This window comes from Pseudomonas proteolytica (genome assembly GCF_007858275.1).
Lineage (GTDB): Bacteria > Pseudomonadota > Gammaproteobacteria > Pseudomonadales > Pseudomonadaceae > Aquipseudomonas > Aquipseudomonas proteolytica.
The window spans coordinates 1-14,231 of sequence record NZ_VFEV01000071.1; the positions used below are offsets into that span (position 1 = coordinate 1).

A 14,231-nucleotide genomic window follows, 5' to 3' on the forward strand; every position below is an offset into this window, starting at 1 on the left:
GGCTGCGAAGCAGCCCCAATAAGCCGAATGCGTTGTACCAGATACACCGCAGCGGCTGGTTTTGGGGCTGCTTCGCAGCCCAGCGCGGGGCAAGCCCGCTCGCCACAACTGCGCTATCTGCCTGGATCTAGGCGTTGCGGCAAAGTTGTGTAGATACCTATGGCCATCGCAGGCAAGCCAGCTCCAAGGTTGGCTATCTAGAAGACTGACAGCAGCGTGCCGCCAAGAAACAACTGGTCGATCCAGAACACCTGGTGCAACAACACGATCAGCCAGAACACCACCTGGTACGACACCTTGCGTGTCTTGTGGCGAAACACCTGCTGCGCGACCAAGGCGCCCGGCCAGCCACCGGCCAGTTCCATGGCATGCAGGATCTTTTCCGGGGTACGCCAACTGTCGCTCTGGGCCTTGCGCTTATCGCTCCAGTACAGGCAAAACGTCACCATGCTGACCAGCCCGTAGGCCGCCAGAGGGATCAGCGACACCCCGCGGTACGCCAGCAGTGCCGAGCCAAACAGCGGCACGGCACACAGCAGCACAAACACCAGGGCCTTCAAGCGCAGATGCTGAATGCTCATCACGCCTTGGCCGCCGCCCAGTCAATCCAACCGAACTGCCAGGTGGCCAGGATCAGCAAACCGAATGCAATGCGGTACCAGGCAAACACTGCATAGCTGTGGCTGGCGATGAACTTGAGCAGACCGCGCACCGCAATCATCGCGAAGATGAACGAGACCACAAAACCGACGGCAAACACCGGCAGGTCCGCAGGCTGGAACAGGTCACGGTACTTGTAGCCCGAATACACCGCCGCACCGACCATGGTTGGCATCGCCAGGAAGAACGAAAACTCGGTCGCCGTCTTACGCGACAGGCCGAACAGCAGGCCACCGATAATGGTCGAGCCGGAACGCGAGGTGCCCGGGATCATTGCCAGGCACTGGGCAAAGCCCACTTTCAGGGCATCTTTCCAGGTGATGTCATCGACGGTTTCGGCATGGATCGCATGCTCGCGGCGCTCGGCCCACAACATGATCACCCCGCCGATCACCAGCGCGGTGGCCACAGTGATCGGGTTGAACAGGTATTCGTGGATCAGGTCGGCAAATATCACCCCCAACACCACCGCCGGCAGGAAAGCGATCAGCAGGTTGATCGTGAAGCGCTGGGCGTTGCGCTGGGTCGGCAGGCCGGTGACCACGTCGAGGATCTTGCGCCGGAACTCCCAGACTACGGCCAGGATGGCGCCCAATTGAATGATGATGTTGAACGCCATGGCGCGCTCGCCACCGAAGTCGAGCAAATCGGCGACGATGATCTGGTGCCCGGTACTGGAGATCGGCAAGAACTCCGTCAGCCCTTCGACAATGCCAAGTATCAATGCCTGAAAGGCGGTCCAAAGATCCATTATTCCCCCAAAAGGTCATGCGACTGCATGCCTCGTTGATATTTTCTAGGTGTTCACTAACGATGAGCACGCTGCAAGGCCGCGCGCAGGATCAAGGCTGAACTGCAAAAATTCTGTGAAAAATCAGGCAGGACTCAGGTTTTTTGATTCCGGGCCGAAAGCCTATCAGACAAGCCCGAATTTCGCTTCGCGTTATCACTGGCCGATCAACGCAGCACCGAAAATTATAAGAACGCGGAGTGACAAGACTATGAACAGTTTGCGCAATATGTCGATCAGCCGGCGCCTCTGGATGATCCTGATAGTCGCCGTGTTGATGCTGTTGACCTTGGGTTTGCTGATGCTCAAGCAGATCCATGACGATCTCTACCAGGCCAAGAGCCAGCAGACCCAGCATGTGGTGCAGACCGCCAGCGGGATTCTGAATTTTTATCACGGCCTCGAAACCACCGGCGTGCTGACCCGCGAAGCCGCGCAGAAGCAAGCCCTGAGCGTGGTGCGCGGCCTGCGCTATGACCAGGATGACTATTTCTGGATCAATGACCTGACGCCGGTGATGATCATGCACCCGGCCAACCCCAAGCTTGACGGCCAGAACCTCTCGGCCATCCGCGACCCGGACGGCTTTGCGATCTTCAATGAGTTTGTCACCCTGGCCAAGGCCAAGGGCGCCGGCATGGTCGATTACCGCTGGCCCAAACCCGGGGCGGATGCGCCGGTGGCCAAGACCTCCTATATCCAGTTGTTCGAACCGTGGGGCTGGATCATTGGCTCCGGCGTCTACGTGGATGATGTGCAGGCGCAGTTCCGTGGCCAGGTGTGGCAGGCGTCCCTCGTCGGCCTGGGCATTGCACTGATCATGACCCTGCTGGTGGTGCTCATCGCCCGCAGCATCGTGCGCCCGCTGCAGGAAGCGGTACACGCCATGGCCAATATCGCCAGCGGCGAAAGCGACCTGACCCGCAGCCTCGACACCCATGGCCAGGACGAAGTCACGCAGCTGTCCCGGCACTTCAATACATTCACCGCCAAACTGCGCCAGGTGGTCGGCCAGTTGCAGATCTGCGCCAATGCCCTGGGCCAGTCGTCCGCCGAACTGGGCAACAATGCCAGCCAGGCCCATGACCGCAGCCAGCAGCAGTCTCAGCAGATGGAGTTGGTGGCCACCGCCATCAATGAAGTGACCTACGGCGTGCAGGACGTGGCCAAGAATGCCGAACACGCCGCCAGTGAAATGCGCGACGCACAAACCCAGGCCGAACAGGGCCAGGTGAACATCGACGGCAGCCTGCAGCAGATCGATGCGCTGTCCGGGACTATCAGCCAGGCGGTGGAAGTGATCCGTACCCTGTCCTCGGAAAGCACGCAGATTGGCGGGGTGCTGGAGGTCATCCGTTCGATTGCCGACCAGACCAACCTGCTGGCCCTCAACGCTGCCATCGAGGCAGCCCGCGCCGGCGAACAGGGCCGTGGCTTTGCCGTGGTGGCCGACGAAGTGCGCCTGCTGGCCCAGCGCACGCAAAAATCCACCGCCGAGATCCAGAGCATGATCGAACGCCTGCAGGGGCATTCCGAAGCGGCGGTCAAGGTCATCAGCGACAGCCACCAGGCCTCGCAACTGACCATCGAACAAGCCGGCCAGGCGGGCGCCAGCCTCACCGCCATCGGCCAGGCCCTGCGCAACCTCAACGGCCTGAACGCCTCGATTGCCAGCGCAACCCTGCAACAGGCCCACGTAGTGGAAGACATCAACCAGAACGTGACGCAGGCGGCCGGCCTGTCCCACAGCACGGCACTGGCGGCCCAGCAATCGAGCGTAGCCAGCGTGCACCTGAAGGATTTGAGCGAAGAACTCAACGGCTTGTTGCGTCAGTTCAAGGTCTAGACAGCGGGACTGTGGGGTTCCTGTGGTGCGGCAAGGCCCCCGTTGGACTGCGCAGCGGCCCTAAAACCAGGCACCTCGATGTGCCTGCCGGAACCTGGTGAGGCTGTTGGGGCGGCTTCGCCACCCAGCGCGGGACAAGCCCGCTCGCCACGGAAGAGTCAGCGGCCTGTAGACTGCGGCAATCCCCCGTTGGGCTGCGCAGCGGCCCTAAAACCAGGCACCTCGGTGTGCCTGCCGGATCCTGGTGAGGCTGTTGGGGCGGCTTCGCCACCCAGCGCGGGCGATGCGGCGTTCCGACAAGCCCGCTCGCCACGGGAGAGTCAGCGGCCTGTAGACTGCTGCCCCCCCTGTGGCGAGGGGGCTTGCCGGAACGCCGTATCGCCCCCGTTGGGCTGCGCAGCGGCCCCAAACCGACCACCTCGGTGTGCGTCGTGAGGCTGCCACCATAAGCAGTGCAACCGGCAAGATTTTGCCCCGTCGGTTGGGTACAATCGCCCTCCTCTTCGACTCTCCCAAGGAATCCCATGTCCGGGCTTGAACTGTTTGCCGCCGTGCTGGGGGTGATTGCCGTCTGGCTGACGGTCAAGCAGAACCCGTGGTGCTGGCCGATCGGCCTGGTCATGGTGCTGCTGTACACCTGGGTGTTCTTTGAGGTGAAGCTGTATTCCGACATGCTGCTGCAAGTGGTCTACGCCGGCCTGCAAGTCTATGGTTGGTGGCAATGGACCCGCGCGGGCGAGGTCAAGCAAGGTCGGCAAGTCACCAGCCTGGGCATCCAGTCCATCCTCCTGAGCCTGGCCATTGGCGCAACGGGCAGCCTGCTGTTGGGCGCGGCCATGGCGCACTGGACCGATGCCGCGCAACCCTGGCTGGATGCCGCGCTGACCGGCTTCAGCCTGGTGGCGCAGATGTGGATGGCGCAAAAACGCGTGCAATGCTGGGCACTGTGGATCGTGGTCGATGTGATTTTTGTCGGCCTGTTTATCTACAAAGGGCTTTACCTGACAGCCGCGCTCTACGCCCTGTTCACCGTGATTGCCGTGCAGGGCTGGCGGGAATGGCGCGCCGACCCGGCGTTGCGCACATGAAGGTACTGGTGATGGCAGGCCCCGAGTCCAGCGGTAAAAGCTGGCTGGCCGAGCAGTTGCAGGCGCATTTCGGTGCAGTGCTGGTGGGGGAATACGTGCGCTATTTCATTGACCACTATCAGCGCGATACGACCTTGGCCGATATCCCGGATATCGCCCGCGGCCAACTGGCCTGGGAAGATGCCGGCCGCGCCCGCCAGCCCGAACTGTTGATTCTCGATACCCACCTGCTGACCAACAAGCTCTGGAGCCTGACCCTATTTGGTGATGCCCCGGCCTGGCTCGACGAGGCGCTGCTGGCTCGCCATTACGACCTGCACCTGCTGCTGTCGCCCGAAGGCATTGGCTGGACCGCCGATGGCCAGCGCTGCCAGCCAGACCTGGCTGACCGCCAAGCCTTCTTCCAGGCCAGCCGCGACTGGTTGGAGCAGCATCACCAGTCTTACCAGGTGCTGGGCGGGGATTGGCAAGCGCGGCATGACCAGGCGTTTGCCGCCGTTACCCAACTGCTCAACAACCACTAAACCCTGTAGGAGCCGGCTTGCCGGCGATAGCGCTCGACGTTATTACAACCCGGCTCCTGCAGGGCGTTAGCGCTTCTCGCTGATCAACTGCACCTGATACTGCGGATCCGCCTTGATCTGCTGTTCGGTAAACGGCAACGGGCTGAGCTTTTTCGCGGAGAATGCCTGGGTCTGGTCCTTGAAGTGAGGTGACGCCGGATCGCTGGACAACGAGAACGCCAACACCCCTTCCGCCTTCGGCCCCTGATCGTCAAAGGTCACGATCTGCAAGTAACTGCTACCGCTGACCACCTCACGCTTGCCATCTGCCCTCGGCACGCTCTGCATGGCGTTGTAGATACCCAGTGCCTGCGGCCCGCCATGCATCGGGGTATTGCCCGAGACCTGGATATCACCCCAGCGTGCGCCCTCCTTCAAGCCCAACTCGCTTACCTGCGCCACTGACGCCTGCATCGCCTCGCGTAGCGCCTTGACCACTGGCGGCTGCTCGATGGCCAGCCCACGCGGTGTGGTTTGCGGGTGGCTCGGGTCAAACGCCACGCGCCACACATCCGGCATTTGCTGCATGTGCTCCATTACGTGGATGAAATGCACCAGGCCCAGGCCGCTATCGAGGTTGGCTTTCTGGTCCCAGTCCTTGAGGCGGGTGCATAGGGTTTTCAGGGTTGCATCGGGCTGTTGCGCGCAGAACTTGAGCAGGTCCGGCATCACCTGGCCGGCCAGGTACACCCGGTTGCCCAGCACCATATGCTGCAGGTCGGTGCGGGTGATGGGCTGCTTGTCCAGGTCCTGCAAGCGCTGCAAGGCAAAGCGTGAACGTGCGCCCAAGGCAATGTGATCCTGGCTGACCACCGGCGAAAAACCGCTCAACGGCGCCTTGGGGTTGGCCATCCAGGCCGAGTCGTTGGAGTGCTGCACATAGTCCTTGCGCGCCAGTTGCGGCAGTTGGTCGGCCGCAAAAATCCCCGGCTGCGCCGCCCGCGGATCAATGTCCCAGGCGCAGGCACTATGGGCGCCGTCGAGCACAATCAACTCCAGGCCAACCCGTGGATCGCTGCATTGCTCGAGTTTTTTCGCACTGACGTTAGGAACCACCGACAGGTTCATGTACAGGCTTTGCCCCTGGTCATCGGCCGCCAACGTATTGACCCACGGAATGCCCTGCAGGGTGTGCACCGAGGCCTGCAAATCCTTGAGGCTGCGGGCTTGGTTCATTGCGTACCACTGGTGCAGCACCCGGTCGTTGCCCAGGTTGGCATCGCGCAGGCTGAAAGCGTATTGCCCATTCCAGTCGAGCTTGCCCGGCCATTGCACCACCGGCCCGAACTGCGAACTGTAGACCGTTTGGGATTGGTCCTTGAGGCTACCGTCGGCGCCCCTGACCTGCACCGTCACCTGGGTTTTCTGCATTGGGATCGATTTGCCGTCCAGCAGGTAACGGGTCGCGTCTTTCGGATCAAGCGTCAAGCGATACAGCGTGAAGTGCTTGGACGTATCGACCGTGTGAGTCCACGCCACATGCTGGTTGAAGCCAATATTGACCACCGGCAGGCCCGGCAAGGCGGCGCCCATCACATCCAACTGCCCAGGGATGGTCAGGTGCATCTGATAAAAGCGCATGCCGCCAACCCACGGGAAATGAGGGTTGGCCAACAGCATGCCGCGCCCGTTGAACGAGCGCTCGCCGCCCACCGCCACGGCGTTGCTGCCGCGATCCAGGGCAAAGCGCTGCTGATTCAAGGTGGCGAGTTCAAACGCCCGCGCACTGCGCCGCACCGCCACGCTTGGCTGGGGCGGTGTCGCCCCCACCAAGGCTTCGGCAAATTGGCCCACGCCACCTTCCACCAGCAGACGCCGGGTCAGCTTGACCAGGTCGGCGGTGTTGATCGGCCGCACCCACGCGCCCTGGCACTGCATCGGTCGGCCCTGTGCGCCGCGCTCCTGCAGATAACGGTTGTACCCCGCCACATACCCTTCAAGACGCTGCTGCACCTGCGGGGTCTGCGCCTTCCAGAAGGCCGCCACGTCCTGGGGTGTATTGAGCCAGGTAAAAAACACATCACTGGTGAGGTTGTTGCGTTCTTCGAGGGTTGCCTGCTCGGCGCCGAAATAGCGGGCACGCTGACCGTTGACGGTCACCACTTCGTTGGCCAGCAGGCACAGGTTGTCTTGCGCGTAGGCATAGCCAATGCCATAGCCCAGGCCGCGCTCATCGCTGGCGCGGATATGCGGGATACCAAAACCGGTGCGGCGGATATCGGCGCTCATCACGCCTGCCTGCACCTCACTCACCTGGCGGGCCGTGGCACACAAGCTTACCCCCAGCAACACACCTGCCACGCAAACCCTGGACAACCCGTTGGAAATAATCACGCAGACCCCATCGTCAAGCCAAATTGAACGCCCAAGGCGGGGCCGACTCGCCAACGCCAGCCCATGGATTAAGACGTAGAAACGCGTAGAAATTTAGGCTGCGCGCGGCTTATTTACCGGCGCCAGGAATGTGACAGACGTGTTACTGACAAAATTTATACAGGTTGGACTTCATGATTTACGCGACTCATACGTCTTACTAACTATGAGCACCATCATTTTCCTGATCAGGCTCTGATAAGGAGTTTTTGCATGTACAACCCGCAACTGCCCACGGACGGACATTCTATGGCCCACGACGCCGCTTTTGGCTCGGTCAACCAGGCCTTCGCCAAGGCGCCCGAGCAACAAGGCAACCAACGCATCCGGCACCTGCTCAAATGTTTTGGACTACGCACCAGCCTGATCCGGCTGAAAGTCATCGACGCCCTGCTCACCGCCGCCGACAACGGCCGTACGCTGGGGGTTCGGGGTGTGCACAGCCATTTGCTGGAACTGGGCATCCCGCTCTCGTTTCTGAGTGTGCGCGAGGTGCTCAAGCGCCTGTGCAGCGAAGGTGTGATCACGCTCAACAGCGATAAAAGCTACAGCCTCCATGAAGAGGCTGCCAAAGTCCTCGCCGCCGGCGCAGGTCTCAACGGTTAGGCTTGACCTTGCGGCGCATGATGCCGTTGATCACTACCACGATCACCGCCACAGCAATGGCGATGTACTGGAACGTCTTCTCACTGATGGCGCCGGTGTTCTGCAGATAGGACAGGCCAAACATCGTGCCGAGGACGACCAGGGAAATCAGAATCGAGTAAATCAAGCGTTGCTTCTGGGTCATGACGGGTTCCTGAAACCTGAAAAATTGTATCCGCGTTGTAACGCCAGCCGGGCTGACTGCGATGGGTCGGCTGAAACGGGACCTCATATTACAGACGATGAGTCGCTTTGGCTTGTCTTCTGCCCGATTCAGCAGGCACCCGTTACCTCTAGCCAAACCCTGGATTTGGCAGAGGTAAAAGAGCGCCTGGCACGATTGAACTATTACGCGGCACAAACCATCAAGGCCACCCGCGGTGGCGAGAAGTGGATTGCTTTGGTCGGCCAGGCCCATGAGCGGGCCTGTTGCTTTACTTGTCCTTGAATTCGGGAGCGCGCTTGGCCACGAACGCCGCCATGCCTTCCTTCTGGTCCTGAGTGGCAAAGGCTGCGTGGAATACCCGGCGTTCAAAGCGCACGCCTTCCGACAGGCTGACTTCAAAGGCGCGGTTGACGCTTTCCTTGACCATCATGCTGATGGGCACCGATTTGCTGGCGATCAGCGCCGCCACCTTGAGCGCCTCTGCCAGCAGTTCGTCCGACGGCACGATGCGCGCAACGATGCCGCAACGTTCTGCTTCCACCGCATCGATAAAACGCCCGGTCAGGCACATTTCCATGGCCTTGGCCTTGCCTACCGCACGGGTCAGGCGCTGGGTGCCGCCCATGCCCGGCAGCACGCCAAGGTTGACTTCCGGCTGGCCAAACTTGGCGTTGTCGCCGGCCAGGATGAAGTCGCACATCAACGCCAGCTCGCAACCGCCGCCCAGGGCAAAACCGTTGACCGCGGCAATGATCGGCTTACGGCGGTTGGCTACACGGTCGCTGTCGCTGAACAGGTCGTCGAGGTAGATCTGCGGGTAGGTCAGCTCGGCCATTTCCTTGATATCGGCACCGGCGGCAAAGGCTTTTTTCGAGCCGGTCAACACAATGCAGCCGATCTCGGGATTGGCTTCCAGGCTGTCGAGGGCCTGATTCACTTCGCTGACCAGTTGCGCGTTCAAGGCGTTCAGCGCCTCGGGGCGATTGAGGGTAATCAGCCCGACGCGGCCTTGGACTTCAAGCAAAATGGTTTGGTAACTCATCGATCCGTTCCTCTTCAAAGATTGCGCGAAATGACCATGCGCTGAATATCACTGGTGCCTTCATAAATCTGGCAGACCCGCACATCACGGTAGATCCGCTCCAGCGGGAAGTCGCTCAGGTAACCGTATCCACCCAGGGTTTGCAAGGCGGCAGAACAGACTTTCTCGGCCATTTCCGAAGCGAACAGCTTGGCCATGGACGCCTCCACCAGCGCAGGTTTGCCACTGTCGCGCAGGGCGGCGGCGTAATGCACCATCTGCCGGGCCACGGCGATCTGGGTGGCCATGTCGGCCAGGCGAAACGCCACGGCCTGATGTTCGATCAGGGCCTTGCCAAAACTCTCGCGCTCGCGTGCGTAGTCCCGCGCGGCTTCAAACGCAGCCCGGGCCATCCCCACCGATTGCGAGGCAATTCCCACGCGGCCACCTTCCAGGTTGGCCAGGGCAATCCGATAACCTTCACCCTCCTCGCCCAGGCGGTTAGCCACAGGTACCCGCACATCCTCAAACAGAATCTGGCAGGTATCGGACGCATGCTGGCCGAGTTTGTCCTCGACCCGCGCCACCTTATAGCCGGGCGAATCCGTGGGCACAATAAACGCGCTGATCCCACGCTTGCCGGCCGCCGGGTCAGTCACGGCAAAGACAATCACCACCCCGGCGTTCTGCCCTGAGGTGATGAACTGCTTGCAGCCATTGAGTACATAGTGATCGCCTTCAAGGCGGGCACGGGTTTTGAGGCTGCTGGCATCGGAACCGGCCTGGGGCTCGGTCAGGGCAAACGCGCCGAGCATCGCGCCGCTGGCCAGGGGCTTGAGGAACTGTTCTTTCTGCTGATCATTGCCGAACTTGAGGATGGGCACGCAACCCACCGAGTTGTGCACGCTCATGATGGTCGAGCAGGCCCCATCCCCGGCCGCGACTTCTTCCAGGGCCATGGCGTAGGCCAGGTAACCGGTGTCGCAACCGCCCCATTGCTCGGGCACCAGCATGCCGAAAAAGCCCAGCTCGGCCATTTCGCCGATGGCTTCCTTGGGGAAGCGATGCTCGCGGTCCCACTCGGCAGCAAACGGCTTGAGCCGCTCCTGGGCAAATTGCCGGGCTGCTTCGCTGATTTGCAGTTGTTCGTCGTTGGGCAACATATAGATTCCTTAATCCAGGCACTCGACGGCCATGGCCGTGGCTTCACCGCCACCGATGCAGATGGCCGCGACACCACGCTTGAGCCCTTTCTGGCGCAGGGCCGAAAGCAGGGTCACAAGGATGCGCGCACCAGATGCGCCAATCGGGTGCCCCAGAGCGCACGCGCCGCCATGGACGTTGACCTTGTCGTGGGGAATTTCCAGCTTGCTCATGGTCACCAGGCTGACCACCGCAAAGGCTTCGTTGATCTCGAACAGATCCACATCCCCCAGGCTCCAGCCGGTCTTGCTCAGCAGCTTGCGGATCGCCCCCACCGGCGCCACCGGGAACAGGCCCGGCTCATCGGCAAACGCGGCATGACCATGGATCACTGCCAGGGGCTTGAGCCCGCGTTTTTGCGCTTCGCTCTGGCGCATCATCAGCAAGGCCGCCGCACCGTCGGAAATTGAACTGGAGTTGGCCGCGGTCACCGTGCCGCCTTCGCGAAACGCCGGCTTCAAGGTGGCGATCTTGTCCAGGCGCGCCTTGGGCGGCTGCTCGTCGTCAGTGATGGTCTTTTGTTCCTTGCCCACGGTGACCTGCACCGGGACGATCTCGGCACTGAAGCTGCCGGCACTGATCGCCTGCTGGGCACGGGTCAGCGAGGCGATGGCAAAGGCATCCTGGGCCTCACGAGTAAAACCGTTGGCTTCGGCGCAGTCCTCGGCAAAAGTGCCCATGAGGCGGCCCTTGTCATAGGCGTCTTCCAGGCCATCGAGGAACATATGGTCAAGCACTCGGCCATGGCCCATGCGGTAGCCGCTACGCGCCCGATCCAGCAGGTACGGGGCGTTGGACATGCTCTCCATGCCCCCGGCGATCACCACCTGCGCGCTACCGGCCAGCAGCGAGTCATGGGCCAGAATGGCCGCTTCCATGCCCGAGCCACACATCTTGTTGAGCGTGGTGCAACGCGTCGACTTGTCCAGGCCAGCGCCCAGGGCGGCCTGGCGTGCCGGGGCCTGGCCGAGACCTGCGGGCAGTACGCAACCGAACAACACTTCGTCTACTGCGTCGTGGGCGATACCTGCTCGCTCGACGGCGGCACGAATCGCGGCGGCGCCCAATTGCGGCGCGGTCAAACCCTTGAGGTCGCCCTGGAACCCGCCCATGGGCGTGCGTACGGCGCTGACAATAACAATCGGATCGTGGAGCTGAGTCATGCAAAAACCTCCTTACTTGGCCGCCATGCGCAAGGCGCCGTCAAGACGGATCACCTCGCCATTGAGCATGCTGTTTTCAATGATATGCCGCGCCAGCGCAGCGTACTCGACCGGCTTGCCCAGGCGTGGCGGGAACGGCACGCCGGCCGCCAGGGAGTCGCGTACTTGCGGGGTCATGCCGGCCATCATCGGTGTTTCAAAGATGCCTGGGGCGATGGTCATCACGCGGATACCGAAGCGCGCCAGCTCGCGCGCAGCCGGCAGGGTCAGGCTGGCAATCGCGCCCTTGGATGCCGCGTAGGCGGCCTGGCCGACCTGGCCGTCAAAAGCGGCCACTGACGCGGTGTTGATGATCACGCCACGCTCACCGTCGGCATCGGCCTCGGATTCCGCGATAGCGGCCGCCGCCAGGCGCAGCAGGTTGAAGCTGCCGATCAGGTTGACGTTGATCACCTGGGCAAAGCTTGCCAAGGCATGGGGCCCGTTCTTGCCGAGGATTTTCTCGCCACGCACCACGCCTGCGCAGTTGACCAGCCCATGCAGGGCGCCAAATGCCGCGACGGTCGCCTGTACTGCCGCTTCGGCAGCCGCTTCCTGGCTGATATCCGCCACCACACTGCGCGCCTGTGCGCCCAACTTAACCGCCTGGGCCGCCACGGCATCGGCATTCAGGTCCACCAGCATCACCTTGGCACCCGCCGCCACCAACATTTCGGCGGTGGCCGCGCCGAGCCCCGAAGCGCCGCCGCTGACCATAAATACCTTGTTCTCGATCTGCATCATTGTTTCCTTGAAGAGGGATCAAGCCGTGGTCGCTGCCTGGACCTTGGCGATTTCCTGGTTACGCAAAATAAACCGTTGCAGCTTGCCGCTCGGGGTCTTGGGCAAGTCGCTGACAAATTCGATTTCCCGCGGGTAGGCGTGGGCCGCCAGGCGCTTGCGCACGTGCTGGCGCAACTCCTCGGCCAGCGCAGCGTCGGCGCGGTACTGGCTGTTGATCACCACAAAGGCCTTGACCAGCTCGGTGCGCTCCGCGTCCGGTTTGCCGACCACGGCGGCTTCGATCACCGCCGGATGCTCAACCAAGGCGCTTTCCACGTCGAATGGCCCCACGCGGTAGCCGGATGTGGTGATCACATCATCACTGCGCCCGACAAAACTGATGCTGCCATCGGGATTGAGCTCCACGGTGTCGCCGCTCAAGTAATACTTGCCGACGAAAGCCTTGGTCTTGACCCCGTCGTAGCCGGCGAACCAGCACATCGGCGACTGCTCGCGGTCGATGGCGAGGATCCCGGGCTGGCCGGCGGGCAATTCCTGGTGGTTGTCATCCAGCACCACGATGCGGTGCCCCGGCGAGGCAAAACCAGCAGACCCGACATGCACCGGGTGCTCCAGGCCATGGTGATTGCACAGCACCATGCCTAGCTCGGTCTGGCCGTAGTGGTCGTGGATAGTCACACCCAGGTTGTCGGCGAACCAACGGATCACTTCCGGGTTGAGCGGCTCGCCGGCGCTGCTGACGATGCGCAGCCGGCCCTTGATCGAGCGCGCGAACTGCTCGCCACCGGCAATCAGCAGGCGGTAGGCCGTAGGCGAACCCGTGAGGTTGGTGATCCCGTACTTATTGATGACCCGGCAGGTGCTTTCCAGGGTGAACGGGCCATCGTAGAAGGTGATCGGATGGCCCATGGACAACGGTCCGGTCACGCCAAAGTAGATACCGTAGGCCCAGCCCGGATCGGCGACGTTCCAGAACGCATCTTCAGGGCGCAGGTCCACGGCATCGCGGGTGTAGCTCTGGAACGCGACCAGGGCCTTGAGCGGTACGGCCAAGGCCTTTGACGGGCCGGTGGTGCCAGAGGTGAACATCAGCAGGAACGGATCATCGGCGCCCAGCAATACCGGTTCGCAGACATTGGAATAGTTGGGCAGCTCGGCCCAGAAGCTGAAATCACCGCGCACAATGCCTTCGCCCTTGGCGCCGGCCACCGTGACGATGGTCGGGCAATCGGCAACTTCCGCCAGTTTGCTGCGGTTGACCGCGTCGGTCACCACCAGCGCCGCGCCGGAGCTGTTCAGGCGGTGTTCGATGGCCTTGGGGCCGAACGCGGTGAACAGGGGTTGATAGACCGCCCCGATGCGCCAGGTGGCCAGCACCGTCACCAGCAGTTCGGCGGTGCGCGGCAGCAGGCCAGCGACCTTGTCGCCACGCTTGACGCCCTGGGCCAGGAGGAAATTGGCGAAACGCGCCGCCTGATCCTGCAATTCAATGAAGGTCGAGGTGGCGCTGCGGCCATCCTTGCCCTCCCAGAACAAGGCAATACGCCCCGGCAGTGCATGCCGGTCGCAGCATTCAACGCAGGCATTGAGCCCTTGCAAGTGGCCGGCCAGTGCGGCCTCGACGGTTTGCTGGTAGTTGAACTCGGTAGTCGCAGCCAAATAATCGCGCATCGTGGCAAATCCCTGTGTCTTTTGTTGTTTTTGGGGGGCGTGCTTTTGCGGGGTGACGCTGCGCAAATAGTGGCGCCAGAGCGGCGCACGGACAATGGTCAAAGCTTTCAATGTGGCTGACTGGTTTGGCCAATGATGCGACGTGTAGAGCTGCCGTCTGTGGCGAGCGGGCTTGCCCCGCGCTGGGCTGCGGAGCAGCCCCAGAACCAGCCGCTACGGAGAATCTGATACACCGCATTCGGCTTATTGGGGCTGCTTC

The 14,231-nt window shown here is 62.0% G+C and carries 13 protein-coding genes; 4 read left to right on the forward strand and 9 right to left on the reverse strand.

Annotation, left to right across the window (positions count from 1 at the left end; genetic code table 11):
* Positions 1–197 precede the first annotated feature (197 nt).
* Positions 198–581, reverse strand: a complete 384-nt coding sequence (locus tag FIV38_RS29295; protein ID WP_092236450.1) for a DUF1294 domain-containing protein — start codon at positions 579–581, stop codon at positions 198–200.
* The gene (locus tag FIV38_RS29300) at positions 581–1,411 is read right to left on the reverse strand and encodes an undecaprenyl-diphosphate phosphatase (protein WP_029290527.1); all 831 of its coding nucleotides are present in this window, start codon (positions 1,409–1,411) and stop codon (positions 581–583) included. Before FIV38_RS29300 ends, FIV38_RS29295 begins: the two co-directional genes overlap by 1 nt.
* Positions 1,412–1,661: 250 nt before the next feature.
* On the opposite strand from FIV38_RS29300, the gene FIV38_RS29305 reads away from it, so the two are divergent.
* The 3 genes from FIV38_RS29305 to FIV38_RS29315 all read left to right on the forward strand — a co-directional run bounded on the left by FIV38_RS29305 (position 1,662) and on the right by FIV38_RS29315 (position 4,908).
* Positions 1,662–3,296, forward strand: coding sequence for a methyl-accepting chemotaxis protein (locus FIV38_RS29305; protein ID WP_092236447.1), 1,635 nt, complete (start codon positions 1,662–1,664; stop codon positions 3,294–3,296).
* A 524-nt stretch (positions 3,297–3,820) separates the two neighbouring features.
* Entirely contained in the window at positions 3,821–4,384 is a 564-nt protein-coding gene (gene pnuC, locus FIV38_RS29310) for a nicotinamide riboside transporter PnuC (RefSeq protein WP_092236444.1), read from the forward strand.
* Positions 4,381–4,908, forward strand: a complete 528-nt coding sequence (locus FIV38_RS29315) for an AAA family ATPase (protein ID WP_092236441.1) — start codon at positions 4,381–4,383, stop codon at positions 4,906–4,908. The genes pnuC and FIV38_RS29315 overlap by 4 nt, the downstream gene beginning before the upstream one ends.
* Positions 4,909–4,974: 66 nt before the next feature.
* Here FIV38_RS29315 and pvdQ read toward each other — a convergent pair whose 3' ends face one another.
* On the reverse strand, positions 4,975–7,281 hold the full coding sequence (pvdQ, locus tag FIV38_RS29320) for a bifunctional acylase PvdQ (protein WP_092236437.1): 2,307 nt from the start codon (positions 7,279–7,281) through the stop codon (positions 4,975–4,977).
* A 252-nt stretch (positions 7,282–7,533) separates the two neighbouring features.
* On the opposite strand from pvdQ, the gene FIV38_RS29325 reads away from it, so the two are divergent.
* Positions 7,534–7,926, forward strand: a complete 393-nt coding sequence (locus tag FIV38_RS29325; protein ID WP_029290517.1) for a fe2+ zn2+ uptake regulation protein — start codon at positions 7,534–7,536, stop codon at positions 7,924–7,926.
* On the opposite strand, the gene FIV38_RS29330 is transcribed toward FIV38_RS29325, so the two are convergent.
* From FIV38_RS29330 to FIV38_RS29355, 6 genes are all read right to left on the reverse strand, one after another.
* Positions 7,916–8,110, reverse strand: coding sequence for a hypothetical protein (locus FIV38_RS29330; RefSeq protein WP_029290515.1), 195 nt, complete (start codon positions 8,108–8,110; stop codon positions 7,916–7,918). The two genes, FIV38_RS29325 and FIV38_RS29330, sit on opposite strands and share 11 nt — an antisense overlap.
* A gap of 289 nt (positions 8,111–8,399) precedes the next feature.
* Positions 8,400–9,173: an enoyl-CoA hydratase gene (locus FIV38_RS29335; RefSeq protein ID WP_029290513.1), complete on the reverse strand. Its 774-nt coding sequence runs from the start codon at positions 9,171–9,173 to the stop codon at positions 8,400–8,402.
* A 14-nt stretch (positions 9,174–9,187) separates the two neighbouring features.
* A complete protein-coding gene (locus tag FIV38_RS29340) occupies positions 9,188–10,315 on the reverse strand; it encodes an acyl-CoA dehydrogenase (protein ID WP_092236434.1) in 1,128 nt (375 codons plus the stop codon).
* A 9-nt stretch (positions 10,316–10,324) separates the two neighbouring features.
* The gene (locus tag FIV38_RS29345; protein ID WP_092236431.1) at positions 10,325–11,518 is read right to left on the reverse strand and encodes an acetyl-CoA C-acyltransferase; all 1,194 of its coding nucleotides are present in this window, start codon (positions 11,516–11,518) and stop codon (positions 10,325–10,327) included.
* Positions 11,519–11,530: 12 nt separating this feature from the next.
* A complete protein-coding gene (locus FIV38_RS29350) occupies positions 11,531–12,298 on the reverse strand; it encodes an SDR family NAD(P)-dependent oxidoreductase (RefSeq protein WP_029290508.1) in 768 nt (255 codons plus the stop codon).
* 21 nt (positions 12,299–12,319) lie between these two features.
* Entirely contained in the window at positions 12,320–13,972 is a 1,653-nt protein-coding gene (locus tag FIV38_RS29355; protein WP_070996347.1) for an AMP-binding protein, read from the reverse strand.
* Positions 13,973–14,231: the final 259 nt, after the last annotated feature.

Excerpts from the sequence above, each read along its gene's own strand:
- FIV38_RS29295 (WP_092236450.1), bottom strand. The coding sequence starts at position 581 with ATGAGCATTCAGCATCTGCGCTTGAAGGCCCTGGTGTTTGTGCTGCTG.
- FIV38_RS29300 (WP_029290527.1), bottom strand. The coding sequence starts at position 1,411 with ATGGATCTTTGGACCGCCTTTCAGGCATTGATACTTGGCATTGTCGAA.
- FIV38_RS29305 (WP_092236447.1), top strand. The coding sequence starts at position 1,662 with ATGAACAGTTTGCGCAATATGTCGATCAGCCGGCGCCTCTGGATGATC.
- pnuC (WP_092236444.1), top strand. The coding sequence starts at position 3,821 with ATGTCCGGGCTTGAACTGTTTGCCGCCGTGCTGGGGGTGATTGCCGTC.
- FIV38_RS29315 (WP_092236441.1), top strand. The coding sequence starts at position 4,381 with ATGAAGGTACTGGTGATGGCAGGCCCCGAGTCCAGCGGTAAAAGCTGG.
- FIV38_RS29325 (WP_029290517.1), top strand. The coding sequence starts at position 7,534 with ATGTACAACCCGCAACTGCCCACGGACGGACATTCTATGGCCCACGAC.
- FIV38_RS29330 (WP_029290515.1), bottom strand. The coding sequence starts at position 8,110 with ATGACCCAGAAGCAACGCTTGATTTACTCGATTCTGATTTCCCTGGTC.
- FIV38_RS29335 (WP_029290513.1), bottom strand. The coding sequence starts at position 9,173 with ATGAGTTACCAAACCATTTTGCTTGAAGTCCAAGGCCGCGTCGGGCTG.
- FIV38_RS29340 (WP_092236434.1), bottom strand. The coding sequence starts at position 10,315 with ATGTTGCCCAACGACGAACAACTGCAAATCAGCGAAGCAGCCCGGCAA.
- FIV38_RS29345 (WP_092236431.1), bottom strand. The coding sequence starts at position 11,518 with ATGACTCAGCTCCACGATCCGATTGTTATTGTCAGCGCCGTACGCACG.
- FIV38_RS29350 (WP_029290508.1), bottom strand. The coding sequence starts at position 12,298 with ATGCAGATCGAGAACAAGGTATTTATGGTCAGCGGCGGCGCTTCGGGG.
- FIV38_RS29355 (WP_070996347.1), bottom strand. The coding sequence starts at position 13,972 with ATGCGCGATTATTTGGCTGCGACTACCGAGTTCAACTACCAGCAAACC.